We start from the raw sequence: 16,694 nt of genomic DNA, 5'->3' as shown, positions 1-16,694 counted from the left end.
CGCTGAAGTCAATGGCAAGCAGCTACGCTGTGGCCGTCCATTTTACTATATAAAGTTGGTTGAAAATGTTGTAATAACTTTTACACAATATTATGGACTTGACTCCGAATAGTGACTTTATTTTTACTTTTAACTCTTTTCGGTCACTATTCCTCCAGAATAGTGACCTCCTTTACGCAATTTCATCTTTTAGGGCTCTATTCAGGCCGAATAGCGACCAATAATTATGAATTTCACTTTTGTGGGATCTATTCCAACAAATTAACGCCCACTTAACATGAACTTAAACATTTATGGGCACTATTCAACGGGAATAGTGCCTACAATTGAGCATTTTTTCAGCACTACTTATCCTTAACAACCGCAGTACTCCATTACTGTTTCAACTGATTCAATTCCTGGATCGATTCTTGAACAAGCGTAACTGCTTGACTCATTGCAGCCCCTCCGCCAAAAGCAGCAGTAACTGCAATTGAATCCAAGATTTCCTCTTCTGAACAGCCTTGATCTAAACAGCCTTTTGTATGATAAATAATACAGTACTCATTTTGCGAATGAATACTGATCCCTAATGCAATTAATTGCTTCTGTTTTTGTGATAGAGCTCCCTCTTTAAAACATTCTTGTGTAAAAGCATTATATTGACTTGCAAAATCAGGCATTTTTTTCGTGAAAGCTCCAATGCCTTCCTTATATTTAATAAGTGATGCTTCAGCAGATGTACCTATATTCATATCCACGTTACCAACTCCATCTATTTAAAATGAAAATCAACGTTATTATAAGCAAACTCCCTCATTGCATTCATGATAAAAACTATTTCCAAAATCAAGTAAACATAATAATAGCAACGAAGGTGAACGCTTAATAATGACTAACTTTATGAAGGTGATAGGATGGAACTATTTAACGACAATCAACGATATCAACCTGGAGATATTGTGTATGTGTTATATCGAAATCCACATACCCAGGATGTTGCAAATATTCAAGCAGCTGCTGTTGTAAATAATCCTGAAAATGCAAATGAACTAGCGTTATTTTTATATGAAACTTATTATCCATTGTCTAATGAAATTGCTGTATATTCTACAGAAGAGGAAGCAAACCAAGCATTCGAGTATATTTATGGTCCTGCTTCAGAAGGGACATGGGAATGAATAAACCATTTAAACCGAAACTCGTTTATTTTGAACCAAAAGCACTTGAGTATCCTCTCGGTAAAGAACTTTATGAGAAATTTGAAAAGCAGGATGTAGAAATACGCTATACTACTTCCCATAATCAAGTAAGAAATTTACCTGGTGATAATGATTTTCAAAAATATCGTGTGGCGAAATCAACATTAGTAGTTGGACTGAGGAAGACTCTTAAATTCGATACATCCAAGCCTTCTGCAGAATATGCCATTCCTTTTGCAACTGGATGTATGGGACATTGTCATTACTGCTATTTGCAAACGACAATGGGAAGTAAGCCATATATTCGGACATATGTGAATGTCGATGAAATTTTGGATGCTGCAGATAAGTATATGGAAGAACGAGCTCCAGAAATAACGAGGTTTGAAGCATCATGTACCTCTGATATAGTCGGCATCGATTATTTAACACATACACTGAAAAGGGCGATTGAGCATTTTGGTGAGTCAGAGCATGGGAGATTACGATTTGTGACAAAGTTTCACTACGTAGACCACTTACTTGACGCCAAACATAACGGGAAAACCCGCTTTAGATTTAGTGTCAATGCAGACTATGTAATCAAATACTTTGAACCAGGAACTTCGCCATTAGAGAAAAGAATTGAAGCCGCTGGAAAAGTAGCACGAGCTGGTTATCCGCTTGGATTTATCGTTGCTCCGATTTATTTACATGAGGGCTGGAAAGAAGGATACTACCATATGTTTGAGCGCCTAGAAGCCGAACTACCTCCAGAAGCAAAGAAGGATCTGACATTCGAATTTATTCAGCATCGCTTTACGAAACCAGCTAAACGAGTAATACAAAAAAACTACCCAATGACAAAGTTAGAATTAGACGAAGAAAAAAGACGATATAAATGGGGTAAATACGGAATCGGTAAGTACATTTACCAAAAAGAAGAAGAAGAAGATATTAAAAGCAATTTATACACCTATATGAAAAAATTCTTCCCAGAAGCGAAACTGGAATATTTTACTTAATAGGGACACGGGGTCAAGGGACACGGGGTCAGGAACACTGTCCCAGGGACACGGGGTCAGGAACACTGTCCCAGTCCTTTTCCTATTCAATATACTATCAGTGCCCATTTTTAACCTCACACATCCCAAATGCCCACTACGCTGAATACAGTGTAGGGAGCATTTGGGGGTGTTTTTACTGTGACAATTTTATATACAGATAGTCCCACTAATAGAAGCAGTCTTTGTGCGTGGCAGGAGGATTTTTTAAAGAAATTTGAGTTGAAAATGAGTGATGTCGAGAATCCCTTTCCATGTATTCCCGCAAAAATTGGATTTGCTACGAATCAACTTCGATACGGCTTTGTTGGTAATCCTAGAGAAGAATCATCTTTATTAAAACTAGCACAGATTTTAAAAACGTATACAGAGGAATCAATCCATATCGGGAACTACACTTCCCTAATTGTTTTCTACCAATTACCAAAGGACATGATGGAGACATACAACGTTAAGGATTATGAGTATTTATTTTGGAAGCAATTAGCTCAACTAGCTTCCGTTGATGGAATTAAATGGCCAGAAGAAATTCCAATGGAACCTCATGATTCACGATGGGAATACTGTTTCCATGGTGAGAGATATTTCATGTATTGTGCAACACCAGCACACCAAAACCGACAAAGCAGATATTTTGTAACTCTTATGCTCGCAATCACACCAAGGTGGGTATTAGAAGCTTTTAATAAAATGGAAAAGCAGGCAAGTAAAATAAAGAAAAGTATACGAGAACGAATAAATAACTATGATGTTGTGAGTGTACATCCTGATTTAAGTAGTTACGGTGATGTAGATAATTATGAGTGGAAGCAATATTTTTTACGAGACGATAACACTACACTTTCTAAGTGTCCTTTCCGTCTCTTCTTTGATGATGATTGAAAAAGGCTGAAAAAAGTTCTGCAATCACAACTTTTCAGCCTTTTTCTTATTTCATTGAGATTTCCGTAGCTGTTTTAATGCACTAGCATAGTTAGTTTATAAAAGTAGCTTCTAGCCACTTTTTAATTCCTCTTCCGAACAGGAATCCAAATCTCACTATATGCATAGTTTTCTTTTTGTGAATCCATTTTCGTAAAGGAGAAAGACGGGGCATTCACAATTTCATAGTCAGAAGTAGGCAGCCACTCTGAATATGTTCTTGCCATCGTTTCTTGTAATGTGGTTGGAAATGGACCTTCATTTGGGAAAATCGCCCACGTGCAAGCATCGACTTTTACTTTATCTAATTGATCACTTACTTGACTCTCGGTCGTTAACACACCTATCAAGTGTGTTAAATCTCCTTCCTCTTTCATAAAATTAGCATCTGCATTGTAAGATGCATTCACAATTTCATATGGCTCTATATTTTGCAATGAACGCATTTCCTTTCTTTGTTCTTCCGTTATGCTTTGTGCTAGCTTTACAATCTCATTATTCACACCTTCAAATTGCATTGGCACACGTTTACTAACACCTACTAAATAAAATGCAGGCTTATCCTCAATACGAAACTCCATTGAGATTCCTCCTTTTACCGTAATGATGAATGAAAGTTTGGGAAATGATTTGCTTATTCGTTTTTTGATAGCATCTGATGGTAAAAATCCGCTCCATTTTTTAAATGCTCTACTAAAACCATCAACTGATTGATACCCATACTTGAACGCAACATCTGTCACTTTTTCTCCATTTAATAAATCCTTATTTGCCTCAGACAGTTTTCTGTTTTTTATATATTCATTTAGTGTCATTCCTGAAAGGTAGAAAAATATCTTCCTAAAATGAAAATCGGAAACTCCCGCATATTCGGAAATATGTTCAAGGGGTAGATTATCAGTTAGATGCTCTTCAATATAATCAACAACTGCGTTCAATTCTTTTAACAAACGATGTCCCTCCTTTCTTGAAACCATCATAACAAAGCAAAAATCGGATTACTCGACCTTTTTTATATAAAATATATCGAATTAAAAATAGGCCAATGCTCGAATTAATTCGAAACAATGACCTATCATCTTATTACAAGAAAATGTACTTCTATCATTATATCCCTATACATTATTGTCATACCTCTAGCGAACTCTCGGACTGGTTATCCAACCAACAACTCCCTTTCCTCTTTTTACAACTTTTTTTCACTCTTGCTGTACACGTGGAAAGTTCCTCCGTATTGGAAAAGGAATCGTATTTGTTTGTAACGACAGCAATGGATAATGAAACTAGAGGAACCTTTTCGATATCGCCTTTTCGATTTTCGACGATAACATATTTTTGTGATAAATGCTCTTCATCATAAAATTGCTTCACTTTTTCATCAAAGTCCTCAATGATGGATTGACATATCTCTTCATATTCATTGTGATCGATAACCGCGACAAAATCATCACCGCCGATATGTCCTAGAAACATACCATTGTTATCACATATTGTTTTCAGCATTTTCGCTGTAAATTTTAGCAGCTTATCACCTTTCTTAAATCCATATGTATCGTTATACGATTTAAAATTATCTAAATCGATATATAGAACACTATATTTCTCTTCATAGATCGTTTCTTTTAGCTTCTTTTCAATATTATGATTACCTGGCAATCTAGTTAGGGGATTTAGATAGCTCGCAAATTCAACTTGAACCTCGACTAACTTCATAAGCAGTCTTTGGATACTGACAATCCCTATATACTTATTCTCCTTTGTAACGATAATATAATCGTACAAATCCTCTTCCTTTCTTTCCATTGCCAATTTACTTACATCTGTAATGGATTGAAAATAATCTACTATTAAAGGTTCATTATTTGCTATTATTTCTATCGGTCTTCCCATATATAGATTATATCCGTATAAATTCCCCATTTTCTCATAAAAATCTGCCCTTGATATTAGGGATAATGGCACATCGTTACTAATGGTCACGACACCAAGTATTTTCGAATTCTCACTAAATATTTTATCGACCGTTTTACTTAGTGTTTTCGGGGAAATACATGGTACTTGTTCCGCAATTTCACCAATATATGTTACCAACATTTCACCGTCTCCCTATTTTGAATGTACATGTATGTTATTCCATATCACTTGGCTGTTTCCATCTTTTATTTCCTCATGTGGTCTTCCTAATGCATAACCTTGTCCATAATCTATTCCCTGTTGCTGAATAAAAGCAAGATCTTCTAATCTTTCAATTCCTTCTGCAATTATTTTTGTGGAAGATTTTTTTGCATAATCTATGATTAATCGGACTAAATGTTGTTGTTCCTTATTTTGATCGATTTGATGAATTAATGATCTATCTAGTTTGATAAATTCAGGTTTTAAATAGATTAACGTTTTTAAACTATTATAACCAGAACCGACATCATCAATCGCAATTCGGTATCCCTGTGATCGATAATTAGACAGCACCTTTTCAAATAGAGCAAAATCTGTGACAGACGTTCTCTCCGTTAATTCAAATACTACTTGATTAGGTTCCACTCCAAGATCAGATAAAAGTTGCAGTGTTTCACCTGAATGATAATTCGAATCCAGTAATACAAATGGATGAATATTTATAAAAATTAAGGGTGGGCATTGCAGTTGATTATTTTTACTTCTTTCGATAAAACGCTTAAGAGATAGATTTCTACAAAAGCATTCAAATAAAAAAACTTGATTCGATTGTCCTACAAAATCATAAAATACTTCTGTATTGGGGAATAAATGAGTTGATTGTGGACGATTAAATGCTTCAAACCCGATTGTCTTCCCTGATTGTAAATCAATAATCGGTTGGAAGAACGTGTTTAAAGCATGGTTATTCATAATTCTTTGCAATTCTTTTAATCTTCGATAGTAGATAATTTCTTTTTTTCCTCGTTCATTCAGATTTCTTAAGTATGATAGAAAAATATTAGTCTTTGAAAGTGACTTTAGTTGCAAAGAATTCTGTCTGTTCATGTCAATACTCCTACTTTTGGATTATTGTATTCATTTTAATGAACGAATGTTTATTTATTGTAAATTTATTGATAAGTTTTTGTATAGATTATTGCTATAAAAGCATCTATTTCTATTAGTAATGTCATCGTTGATCATGAGTCACCCTAATATTGCTTTTATGAAGAATAATTCTGTAAAATTAAAAATAAAAAGGATGTAAGAAATGAACATTAATCAACAGTTTTCAACCACACACTCTCATAAAGAGATAGCAATCAACTTTTTAAAACTTGTAGCAACTGGAAGTGTTCGAGATGCTTTTCAACAATACATTGGGACAAATTTCATTCACCATAATCCATATTTTCCTGGTGATGGTGAAGCACTTATGCTTGCAATGGAGGAAAATGCAAGCATAAATCCGGATAAAATATTTGAAGTGAAACTAGCAATTCAAGAGGATAATATGGTTACCGTCTATTCTCATGTTAAGCAACATAAGGATGATTTAGGGGGAGCAGTTGTTCATATTTTCCGTTTCCAAGAGAATAGAATTGTTGAATTATGGGATATCGGACAACCAGTCCCGGAAGATTCACCAAACGAAAATGGTATGTTTTAGACAATAAAAAGGAGAAGGTACAGGGTACATTTATCATTTCCTCTCCCATTCAGACTTTAAGATAGAGTATTGATATTCGTCGACCCATTTTCCTTTCGTATAATAGTTTTGCAACAGATGTGCTTCACGCCTCATCCCTACCCGCTCCAATACCGCAATTGACTTCTTGTTTCGAACATCGGAGAAGGCAGTCACTTTATGCTTTCCTAATGTTTGGAAAATGAATTTCAATAATCCGTGAACAGCCTCTGTTGCAAATCCATTTCCTTGAAAATTGGGGGACAGAGTAAATCCAATCTCAACGATACGTGGCTCAATAGCTGGTGTATGAAGGGCACAATCGCCTATTAATTCATTCGTTTCAGCTAAAGCTACCGCAAACTGAAACCAGGAACCTTGTATATTGGGATGATGATACATCTGTCCCTCCACAAACGCTTGCGCTTCCTCATATTGATAATCTTGCCAAGATTGAAATTTAGCAACATCAGGATTTGATCGATATACATAAAAAGAATTAATGTCATTCTCATTAAATCTTCGTAGTATTAGGCGGTCTGTTTTTATAAAAATCTGTTCCAATATCAACACCACAATTCATTTTTATCGTCCAATGATTTTAGCATATTAATCTCTATAAAGGTAGTAATGGCCACATCCTCTGACTTCTTCCTATCTTTTATTGATTTAATTTGTGATGTTGTCGGGCAATGATTTTAGTAAAATAAGTAATGATTAAGAGGAGCACTATTGTAAATAGGAGAGCCTCCCAAGGTCCTATTATCCAGAAAGTGAGTTTACTATCTATTGAAAAAATAAATATGTTACTCAAGAGCAAGAAAAACAATACATTCTCACCCATTAAGAGTAAGTAGCCGAAACCCTTCCCCCATTTAGCTAAAACCTTCGAAAAGATAAAATAAAGGTACAGAAATAATGTTGGGCCTACTATCCAATATATACTTGGCGGAAATCTCCCTGGTAGCTGAAAATCACTCGCCACTAAATAATAGATAAATAGTACAGTGCCAAGTCCAGATACCAATAAGTATTTTATACTCCAGCCAATTTGATACTTAGCAAAATAAATTCCGATCAAATAAAACCCTAAATATTGCAGTACCGGAAATGTTGGAAAATCATTCGTACCAATTAACAATCCCATAATCGGTGAACTCACTTGACTATAGTCAATCCAAGTAGTTGCTAAGATTAATAATGTGATGCTCCAAAATAATGCTGGTCGATCCGTTAGATAAGTAAATAATTTAAAGGCAGCAAGTCCTAACAATATAATGAGTGAAAAGGAAACCAAAAACTCCGACCAGCCAGGAATTACTTGTAAAAATATAATCGGCATCATTGTTTCCAAACTAAGTGGTTGATTTCCGATAAATACTTGAAATGCCAGTCCTGAAATATAAAAAGCAATTAACGTTTTCAAACCTGTTATCAACATTTTTTTCCAAACTGATGAGAATGATTTACGATAATAGGCTAGCTGATTTACATAACCAAAGCAAAAGACGAATCCAGAAAAAGTAACTAAATTAAAAAATTGTGTACTGTACTCTATAGAAGGAAAGCGATCATAATCACCAAAAAATTGTAATATATGTGTATACACCATCCCAATTACAAGTAAGGCCTTGAAATAATCCACGGAACGATCTCTATTCATCTCCTTCACACCCCTATCTATACAGAAAGGTTGTCCCGTTACCTGTGGGACAACCTTCTATACTTATTTTTTACCCTTTAATACCTGTGAAGCTAATTCCTTTTACAATCTGTTTCTCAAAGATTAAGAAAGCGATAATAACAGGAATAGACGCAATTGCATTAGCTGTCATCGGTAATACATATGCCTGAGAATATGTTGCATTAAATACTGGTATTCCAACTGGTAGCGTATATAAGTCTTCCGATAAAATCGATAAGTATGGCCATAGGAAGTTATTCCATGAGCCAATAAATGTAAAGATACCAATTGCTGCGACTGCTGGTTTTGCGAGCGGTAACACAATTTTATAAAACAGCTTCCACTTTGAACAACCATCCATTATCGCACTGTCAATGACTTCTTTCGGTACACCATCAAAAAAGCTTTTTAAAATAATCACACCTAATGAGGATGCGATTCCAGGCAAAATAATGCCTGCATACGTATCAATTAAGTTTAAGCTTTTTACAATTTCATAGAGTGGTATGATCGTAGCTTCACCAGGAATCATTAACCCTAGTAAAAAGAATATAAACAATGTCTTTTTAAAACGAAACTTCATTTGTGAAAATGCAAATGCGGCTAATGAAGTGATGATTAGAGTCAATATAGTCGTGATGAGTGCAATAATAAAGCTGTTAAACGTCCAACGTATAATTAGACTATCCACTAGTATATCCACATAGTTGGAAATCGTAAATGGCGGAGTAAACCATTTTATTACATCTGTTGTAGTAAATCCATTCGGCTTGATTGATACAAATATCATCCAAATAATCGGCAATATAAAGGCAAGTGCAATGACAAAACCTATTCCCACTTTTAGCTTTAGTAAAGGATCACGATTTCTCTCTAAAAAAGAAGACCTATTCTTCCCTTTTACAGGTGTTGTCCCATTTGAGTTTGCAGATTGATGATTGCTCATTTAGCTCTCCTCCGATCTATTACTTCGAAGTTGAATAATTGAGAGTACTAACAGAATAAAGAATAATGCATATGACATTGTAGCAGCATAACCTAGATTATTTTGCTTGAAACCAACTTCATATATATATTGGATTAGTGGTCGAGTAGCCCCACCTGGTCCTCCGTTCGTGATTAAGAGAATTTGTGCAAAAACCTTATAGGAAGCTAAAATTTGTAGTAATAATATGACTCTACCGATTGGCATTAGTTGAGGAAGGGTAATGTAAATGAATTGTTGCCATCGGGAGGCACCATCAATTTCTGTAGCCTCATATAAAGATTCAGGTATTTCTTGTAATCCAGCTAGAAACAGAATCATATTAAAACCAACCGTCCACCAAAGTGTAACTACGACAATACTAACCCACGATAAATATTTATCTGCTAGCCAAAATGGCTCCGCGTCAATTCCGATGGCATGCAATAGTGTATTAATAAATCCGTTGTATGGTTGTAACATAAAGATGGCGAGAAATGAGATAACAGCTACGGAAAGAATACTTGGAAGGAAGAACGCTCCTCGAAAGAAAGTTCGGAATCTAGTCTTTAAGTTTGCTAATAACGCCAATCCTAGCGAAAGGAGAAGCATTGTTGGTGTCGTTAAAATAACAAATAACGTTGTATTCCAAAGTGTTCTCCAAAAATATTGATCACTAATCATTTTTTGGTAATTCGCCATTCCAACAAAATCCATTTTTCGAATAAGCGTCCAATCATACAAACTCATTTCCAGCCCTTTTATAATAGGAAAAATAGTAAAGATAACATACACGATAAAAAAGGGTAGCAGAAAAGGCATTGCCTTTAAATCCTGAACCCATAATTTTTTATTCATACAATAGCCTCCTACTATAATCTATGAAAAAAGCAAATGCCCCTAATATCGGAATATGAACGATAAAGGGGCATCGCGTGTATCCAATATTATAAAACTATGTCTATTTACTTATTAATTCTTTCACTTCTTTTTCCATATTTTTAAATGCGTCACTTACCGAAACATCATTGGCCCAAATGGAATCAAGATGGCGAATTACGATTGTTTCAACGCCACGGGCATAGATGTTACTGTCTGCAAAGTTTACATAGTTTGCAACCTCCGCATATTCACTTCGATAAGGAAGATCCTTAAATTCTTGTGATTGTATAACAGTATCATTTGCAGGGATATGACCTGCTTGAGCCCACATTGCACCATTTTCAGCAGCAAACTTCATGAACTCTAATGCTCCTTTTTTATATTTCTCATCGAGTTTTTCATTATGAGGTATGATAAATGTATGTGATGCAGCCCACGCAGCATCTTTACCAAAAATAGGAGGAATAGGCATTGGTGTAAAATCAAGCCCTTCCGTCGTTTCCCAAATACCTGTAGCCCATACTCCTGTACTCATAACAGCAGCATTACCAGCGCCAAATTCACCATAGAAATCAGCGATATTCAATGGAATAATCTCATGTTCATGATATAAACTTTTTACAAACTCAGCAGCTTCCGTTGCAGCTTCTAAGTTAAGATCCCATGTCGGCTTATCTAAACTATCTTCTGTTAGAATGCCTCTACCACCAAGTTGCGTATAGTATGTCCACCAAGTCCAGTATGGATCGGCCCCAGCATTACTAAAGGAGAAAGGTATCTTACCTTCTGGCAATTTCTCTTTCAATGTTTGGAAGAATTCAATGAATCCCTCAGGTGTTTGTTCCATTTTCAATGTTCCATCCGCGTTTAATAGTCCAGCATCGCCAACAAGTTTATTATTTACGTACATAATCTGTGCATGTGTATCAAGAGGTACTGCATAATGGGAACCGTCGAATATAGTTGCATCGAGGACATTCTGATTGAACTCGTCCCAATTAACCCCTACCTCTTCCCCCAACGTATCCAATTCTGTAATTAAACCTTCGTTTATTAACTCAGGTAATACATAGGTGTGGGCAATTCCAAAATCTGGTCCTTTTCCAGCTCCAATACTTGTAAGTAATTTCGTATAATACTCCCCATGTTCCTGCATGATATTATTTACAAAGTAATCCGATTGACTTTCATTAAACTTATCCACAATATTCTTCATGTATTCCGCATCGCCGCCACCAAATAAATTCCACATAACAATTTCTGTTGCACCATCTGGAATTTTTACGTCATTTCCACCACGATTTTTACTTCCAGAACATGCTGCCAGTAAACCTACAATTACCAAAAGACTCAGAGTGACATATAACCATTTCTTCATTGAGCATCCTCCCCCTTCATTCTTTGGTTACAGAAAAAATCTATTGTTCATTAATTCTTATAACTTTCATGAAAGAATATGCTAGTATTTTTTATACTATCTTTAATATATTTTTATTTATTACCCATCTTCTAAGACAAGAAAAGTGCTTTTGTACAGTAAACTTGGTAGCAATAGAAGTCTTTATCATTATGTTATAATCATCCTTGGAGAACTTAATTTACCCTTATGTTTGGGAGAGTTATAGAGTAGGAGAATCATCATGAAACAATACATCGGAGACGGATTACTATTAATTACAGCGATTGTATGGGGAAGCGGTTTTGTAGTTACTGCTATTGCACTAGAATACTTATCCGCTTATCAAGTCATGGCAGGAAGATTCGTTCTAGCAGCAATCATACTTATCTTATTATTTGGAAAAAGGTTAAAAACTCTTTCGAAACAGGTAGTTTGGAAAGGGGCTATTTTAGGAACGATATTGTATATTGGATTCGCATTACAGACAGTGGGGTTAGAATATACAACACCTTCCAAAAATGCTTTTCTAACAGCAGTAAATGTCGTCATTGTCCCACTTATTGCATATTTGGTGTATAAGCGCAAAGTGGACCGCTTTGAAACGACTGGGTCATTGATTGCCATCATCGGCATTGGTTTATTATCGTTACAGGGATCTTTTACAATCAATATTGGAGATTTATTATCACTTGCTTGTGCAGTTGCCTTTGCTTTCGATATTTTTTATACGAATCATTTTGTGAAAAAAGAGGATGCAATTTCTCTAACCATTATTCAATTTATTACAGCAGCATTTATCAGTGTTGTGGTCATTACAATTCAGGGTGATATCCCAACAAGTATGGAGAAAGAGGCTGCATATTCTATCATTTACTTGGCCATATTCTCCACAACAATTGCTTACCTATGTCAAAATATTGCATTTACATATACAACTGCAACAAAGGGTGCAATTATCCTATCATTAGAATCATTCTTTGGGATGGTATTATCCGTACTGATTTTACATGAGGTGCTTACAGTACGAATGATAGTAGGCGCTGCTTTCATTATGATGGCTATCTTCATTACAGAGTTGAAGCCAAACTTGCATAAGAAAAGGATATTAAGGAATTCATAACTAGAATCAAAAAAGGAAAATGGTTGCAAATAAAAACCGAACTATATCTTGATTTCAAACAAGATAGTTCGGTCACTTTCAATTATAATAATTTTTAATTACAAGCGTAGTGTATTTCCGAAGCGGTATAGCAATACTTACATTGTTCGGATTTACATTCAGGTCAAATTGTTTTATCTCAACCTCTATGCTGAATGAAATGGAACAAGATTATTCATTCACTTCGTTTTGTTCTTCTTTTGCCTTTTTATTAGCTGAACGATCATAGAAGTTTGTGAAATGATGATGGATTGTTTCACGCAATATTATTTCCGCACCTGTCACTAATATCCCCTGAATAACAGAACGAATATCCATTCCAAAATATAAAAGACAAGATATAACCGCAAAGATCAACTTTATCCAAGTTTGTAACCAATATGGTATGTTTGGTGTTTGATAAAGGAATAACCCTAAAAAATATAAAGTCGGAATTAATATAAGTGTTTCAGGATAAATGTATATCTTTAAATACTCCATAAAAAGTCTCACCCATTTTTCAACATAAAAAACTGTATACATACTATCGTATGAATAAATAGGTAAGACAATTGTTAATTAGCCTAGACAGGTAGTCCATTTTTCAGATTACTTATTTGTTAATTGGTTTCTTATTTTCTCTATTACTGTCCGATCAAATCCATTCGCAAATGATTGCCCTCTTCTTACAGCTTTACCGAAATGATACTGTTCTGCACCAACGAACTCATGTATATGTTTCAAATTAACACTAGATAAACCAGCCCCAGGCATAATCGAAGGTCCACCATACTCTTGTGATAAATGCACTAACTTCTTAAGGGTAGCCTTACCTTCTTCACAATTTTCTTTTCCCCCAGAAGTTAATACTCGTCGAACATTCTTTTTAAAGGGAATTAAAGAATGATATGCTTCTTTTTGTGAAAGAGCTTCATCAAATGCACGATGAAATGTAATATCTATTTGTTCATAAATTCCAATGATATGCTGAATTGCCTCTATATTAATCGACTTGTCCTGATGTAGTGCTCCGAATACAATCCCCTTTCCTCCAAGTTCAATCACATTTCGGATATCCTCATACATTGTTTCTAGTTCACTTTTTGTGTATTCAAAATGATAACTATGAGTGCGAATCATTATTTGTACAGGAATGGAAACACTTCTTAACACTTGTTTTATCGTTCCATAACTCGGTGTTAATCCCCCTTCACTAATAGCAGAGACTAATTCTAACCTATCTACACCAAGTTTTTCCGCTTCAACAGCTTCCTCTTTCGTTTGAACAATCACTTCTATAAGCATCAATCATCCCCCTATTTACTTTAATCACTATCCTTTATCTTTTCATCATAACGTATCCAATAATGTTTTCACATAAACCCTTCCATTATATAAGTTTATATTTGAATTACTCATTTTAATCGTGTATGATTAAATCGTACACGATCAAAAACTTGTTTGGAGGAATCATGATGCCAACTGTTTATGACTATACCGTGAAGAAAACAAATGGAAATGAACATTCTTTACAGGATTATGAAGGAAAGCTATTAATTATTGTAAATACTGCAAGTAAGTGTGGATTAACGAATCAGTTCCAAGAGCTTCAAGAACTTTATGATAAGTACAAAGATCAAGGATTAGAAATTTTAGGATTCCCATGTGGTCAATTCAATAATCAAGAATTTGATAATATTGAGGAAACAACAGAATTCTGTCAATTAAATTTCGGTGTAACGTTTCCGATGTATGGAAAGATAGATGTAAATGGTAAAAATGAAGAACCTTTATTTACTTATTTAAAATCGGAAAAATCAGGACTTCTTTTAAACGATATTAAATGGAATTTTACTAAATTCTTAGTTAATCGTAATGGACAGGTTGTGAAACGATATGCACCAACAACAAATCCTTCTAAAATAGAGAAAGATATTTTGAAGCTACTTTAATCCAAGGGGAAGATATCTCATGAAAGATTTCTTAACATTAGATAACCAACTTTGTTTTACCATTTATGATGTTAGTAGCCAATTTACAAAACTATATGCTAAAGTTCTTCACCCCTTTGGAATTACGTATCCTCAATACTTAGTTCTACTTGCTCTTTGGGAAAAAGATGGTCTAACAGTGAAAGAATTAGGGGAACGTCTAGACTTAGGAACTGGCACACTAACCCCGATGATTAAAAGAATGGAAGCAAATGGTTGGGTAAAAAAAGAAAGAGCAACTACAGATGAGCGCAAAGTTTCTATCCTTTTACAGCCAAAGGCACTAGAACAAAAAGCAGCAATCAATCATGAGATTGCTAAAGAAGTCATTTCTTGTAATATTGAGCTAACAGAATACGAACAATTATTACGTCAGCTAAAACAACTGAAGGGCAAATTGACTAAACGCCTGTAATTTAACAAAATAAGACCGTGCTTTTTTCTTAAAGCACGGTCTTTCACTATTTTATACAACTTTATTTTTAACACTCTTTGACCACAACAATCCAATAAATGTGCCGACTATACTAGGTAAAAGCCAACCAAGTCCGATGTCATACAAAGGTAAATAATTAAGATAGAAGGTTTTAACAGCATCCAATACCGGGAGTGCAGCAGTTGGAAGACTTTTTATGAGCGTACTATAGCCGTCGAAAAAGCTGACGCAAAACGCAAAAAAGATAGCAATTGCATATACACTCTGTTTATGACCAAATAATGGTGAGAAAAGAGTTAATATAATGAGTACAATCGCTAAGGGATAAAGTAACATTAATACTGGAACAGCATACTCGATAATATTATTCAAACCAAAATTAGCAACAAATAATGATGTAAGGCAAAGTGCGAAAACAAATATTTTATAACTCACTCTTGGAAGAAGCTGATGAAAAAACTCACTACAAGCTATAATTAATCCAATACTAGTCTTCAAACAAGCGAGAATAATTATAATCGCTAATAATATGGAACCAAATGACCCGAAATAATACTGGGCAACGGCAGCAAAGACTAAACCACCATTCTCAAATGCGCCTATCGCTGATACACTAGATGCCCCCATATAAGTAATCAGTCCATAAATAAGCATCATCAATACCATTGCAAAAACTCCAGCTTTCCAAGTTGCATTCGCAATCTCTTTTGTCCTTGTAATTCCTTGTCTTTTTATTGCATTAATAACAACGATCCCAAATGCAAGTGAAGCAAGTGCATCCATCGTGTTATATCCCTCTTTAAAACCAGTCATAAAAGCTAAACTACTGTACGGTTCCACTGGTTTTTCAAAATGCCCCATCGGTTTAATAATAGCAATGACAATTAAACTAAATAAAAACACTAAAAATGTTGGGGTTAAATATTTTCCGATATAATCCATAATCTTTGCAGGATTAAGCGAGAAAAAATAGACAATTACAAAGAAAATAACGCTGAAAATTCCTAAATATAAACTTGCAGATGATTGGTTAATATATGGTTCAAAACCTACAACAAACGGTACGGTTGCTGTTCGAGGAATCGCAAAAAATGGACCAATAGTTAAGTATAGTGCAACAGAAAAGACAACACCAAATAAAGGATGGACTCTAGCTGCTAATTCCCTCAAACTATTGCTTCCCGATAATCCAAAAGCTAAAACTCCGAGAAATGGCAGCCCTATTGCAGTAAAAAGGAATCCTATTAATGCAGGCCAAAAATTTGTACCCGCAAGTTGCCCCATATGGATTGGAAAGATTAAATTGCCTGCACCGAAGAACATCCCAAATAGCATCGTACCGATGATCGCATAGGCTGAAAATGACATTTTTTGTTGCATGTTTTACTCCTTCTAATTGAAATCCAACTATTAATTCTTTACTAATGTAT

The 16,694-nt window shown here is 34.9% G+C and carries 19 protein-coding genes; 7 read left to right on the top strand and 12 right to left on the bottom strand.

All coding sequences use genetic code 11. The features are described 5' to 3' along the window. Positions 1–374: 374 nt before the first annotated feature. The gene (locus ACFPM4_RS16270; RefSeq protein ID WP_382354037.1) at positions 375–734 is read right to left on the bottom strand and encodes a carboxymuconolactone decarboxylase family protein; all 360 of its coding nucleotides are present in this window, start codon (positions 732–734) and stop codon (positions 375–377) included. Between the two features lie 162 nt (positions 735–896). On the opposite strand from ACFPM4_RS16270, the gene ACFPM4_RS16265 reads away from it, so the two are divergent. The 3 genes from ACFPM4_RS16265 (at position 897) to ACFPM4_RS16255 (ending at position 3,106) form a co-directional block, all read left to right on the top strand. After that, a complete protein-coding gene (locus tag ACFPM4_RS16265) occupies positions 897–1,160 on the top strand; it encodes a transcriptional regulator SplA domain-containing protein (RefSeq protein ID WP_382354031.1) in 264 nt (87 codons plus the stop codon). After that, positions 1,157–2,185, top strand: coding sequence for a spore photoproduct lyase (gene splB, locus ACFPM4_RS16260; protein ID WP_382354028.1), 1,029 nt, complete (start codon positions 1,157–1,159; stop codon positions 2,183–2,185). The genes ACFPM4_RS16265 and splB overlap by 4 nt, the downstream gene beginning before the upstream one ends. A 267-nt stretch (positions 2,186–2,452) precedes the next feature. Beyond that, positions 2,453–3,106 (top strand): YqcI/YcgG family protein, encoded by a 654-nt coding sequence (locus ACFPM4_RS16255; RefSeq protein ID WP_382354025.1) that lies wholly within the window; start codon positions 2,453–2,455, stop codon positions 3,104–3,106. A 122-nt stretch (positions 3,107–3,228) separates the two neighbouring features. On the opposite strand, the gene ACFPM4_RS16250 is transcribed toward ACFPM4_RS16255, so the two are convergent. The 3 genes from ACFPM4_RS16250 to ACFPM4_RS16240 form a co-directional block, all read right to left on the bottom strand. Beyond that, positions 3,229–4,095, bottom strand: a complete 867-nt coding sequence (locus ACFPM4_RS16250) for an AraC family transcriptional regulator (RefSeq protein ID WP_382354022.1) — start codon at positions 4,093–4,095, stop codon at positions 3,229–3,231. Between the two features lie 178 nt (positions 4,096–4,273). Then, positions 4,274–5,239 (bottom strand): GGDEF domain-containing protein, encoded by a 966-nt coding sequence (locus ACFPM4_RS16245; RefSeq protein ID WP_382354019.1) that lies wholly within the window; start codon positions 5,237–5,239, stop codon positions 4,274–4,276. Between the two features lie 12 nt (positions 5,240–5,251). Next, on the bottom strand, positions 5,252–6,148 hold the full coding sequence (locus ACFPM4_RS16240; RefSeq protein WP_382354016.1) for an EAL domain-containing protein: 897 nt from the start codon (positions 6,146–6,148) through the stop codon (positions 5,252–5,254). Between the two features lie 205 nt (positions 6,149–6,353). Here ACFPM4_RS16240 and ACFPM4_RS16235 point away from each other — a divergent pair, with 205 nt between their 5' ends. After that, positions 6,354–6,752 (top strand): nuclear transport factor 2 family protein, encoded by a 399-nt coding sequence (locus ACFPM4_RS16235; protein WP_382354013.1) that lies wholly within the window; start codon positions 6,354–6,356, stop codon positions 6,750–6,752. A gap of 33 nt (positions 6,753–6,785) precedes the next feature. Here ACFPM4_RS16235 and ACFPM4_RS16230 read toward each other — a convergent pair whose 3' ends face one another. The 5 genes from ACFPM4_RS16230 to ACFPM4_RS16210 all read right to left on the bottom strand — a co-directional run bounded on the left by ACFPM4_RS16230 (position 6,786) and on the right by ACFPM4_RS16210 (position 11,678). Continuing rightward, positions 6,786–7,334: a GNAT family N-acetyltransferase gene (locus tag ACFPM4_RS16230; protein WP_382354010.1), complete on the bottom strand. Its 549-nt coding sequence runs from the start codon at positions 7,332–7,334 to the stop codon at positions 6,786–6,788. A 97-nt stretch (positions 7,335–7,431) separates the two neighbouring features. Next, on the bottom strand, positions 7,432–8,433 hold the full coding sequence (locus tag ACFPM4_RS16225; RefSeq protein WP_382354007.1) for an acyltransferase family protein: 1,002 nt from the start codon (positions 8,431–8,433) through the stop codon (positions 7,432–7,434). Between the two features lie 70 nt (positions 8,434–8,503). Continuing rightward, the gene (locus ACFPM4_RS16220) at positions 8,504–9,400 is read right to left on the bottom strand and encodes a carbohydrate ABC transporter permease (protein ID WP_382354004.1); all 897 of its coding nucleotides are present in this window, start codon (positions 9,398–9,400) and stop codon (positions 8,504–8,506) included. Next, complete coding sequence (locus tag ACFPM4_RS16215) at positions 9,401–10,276, bottom strand: carbohydrate ABC transporter permease (RefSeq protein ID WP_382354001.1); 876 nt, start codon at positions 10,274–10,276, stop codon at positions 9,401–9,403. Between the two features lie 103 nt (positions 10,277–10,379). Beyond that, a complete protein-coding gene (locus ACFPM4_RS16210; RefSeq protein ID WP_144923355.1) occupies positions 10,380–11,678 on the bottom strand; it encodes an extracellular solute-binding protein in 1,299 nt (432 codons plus the stop codon). 262 nt (positions 11,679–11,940) lie between these two features. On the opposite strand from ACFPM4_RS16210, the gene ACFPM4_RS16205 reads away from it, so the two are divergent. Continuing rightward, on the top strand, positions 11,941–12,819 hold the full coding sequence (locus ACFPM4_RS16205) for a DMT family transporter (protein ID WP_144923358.1): 879 nt from the start codon (positions 11,941–11,943) through the stop codon (positions 12,817–12,819). Positions 12,820–13,029: 210 nt separating this feature from the next. Here ACFPM4_RS16205 and ACFPM4_RS16200 read toward each other — a convergent pair whose 3' ends face one another. Both ACFPM4_RS16200 and ACFPM4_RS16195 read right to left on the bottom strand, forming a co-directional pair. After that, entirely contained in the window at positions 13,030–13,338 is a 309-nt protein-coding gene (locus ACFPM4_RS16200) for a phage holin family protein (RefSeq protein WP_382353996.1), read from the bottom strand. Positions 13,339–13,446: 108 nt separating this feature from the next. Then, the gene (locus tag ACFPM4_RS16195) at positions 13,447–14,142 is read right to left on the bottom strand and encodes a copper homeostasis protein CutC (protein ID WP_382353993.1); all 696 of its coding nucleotides are present in this window, start codon (positions 14,140–14,142) and stop codon (positions 13,447–13,449) included. A gap of 170 nt (positions 14,143–14,312) precedes the next feature. Here ACFPM4_RS16195 and ACFPM4_RS16190 point away from each other — a divergent pair, with 170 nt between their 5' ends. Both ACFPM4_RS16190 and ACFPM4_RS16185 read left to right on the top strand, forming a co-directional pair. Beyond that, positions 14,313–14,789: a glutathione peroxidase gene (locus ACFPM4_RS16190; RefSeq protein ID WP_382353990.1), complete on the top strand. Its 477-nt coding sequence runs from the start codon at positions 14,313–14,315 to the stop codon at positions 14,787–14,789. 19 nt (positions 14,790–14,808) lie between these two features. Further along, complete coding sequence (locus ACFPM4_RS16185) at positions 14,809–15,243, top strand: MarR family winged helix-turn-helix transcriptional regulator (RefSeq protein ID WP_382353987.1); 435 nt, start codon at positions 14,809–14,811, stop codon at positions 15,241–15,243. Positions 15,244–15,294: 51 nt separating this feature from the next. Here the strand turns inward: ACFPM4_RS16185 and brnQ are convergent, their stop codons facing one another. After that, a complete protein-coding gene (gene brnQ, locus ACFPM4_RS16180) occupies positions 15,295–16,644 on the bottom strand; it encodes a branched-chain amino acid transport system II carrier protein (protein WP_382353984.1) in 1,350 nt (449 codons plus the stop codon). Positions 16,645–16,694: the final 50 nt, after the last annotated feature.

Origin of the sequence: Lederbergia graminis (assembly GCF_042655485.1) — a bacterium.
Taxonomy (GTDB): Bacteria; Bacillota; Bacilli; order Bacillales; family Bacillaceae_C; genus Lederbergia; species Lederbergia graminis.
Note: the sequence above shows the minus strand (reverse complement) of the source record. Positions and strands in the feature narration are given on the sequence as shown.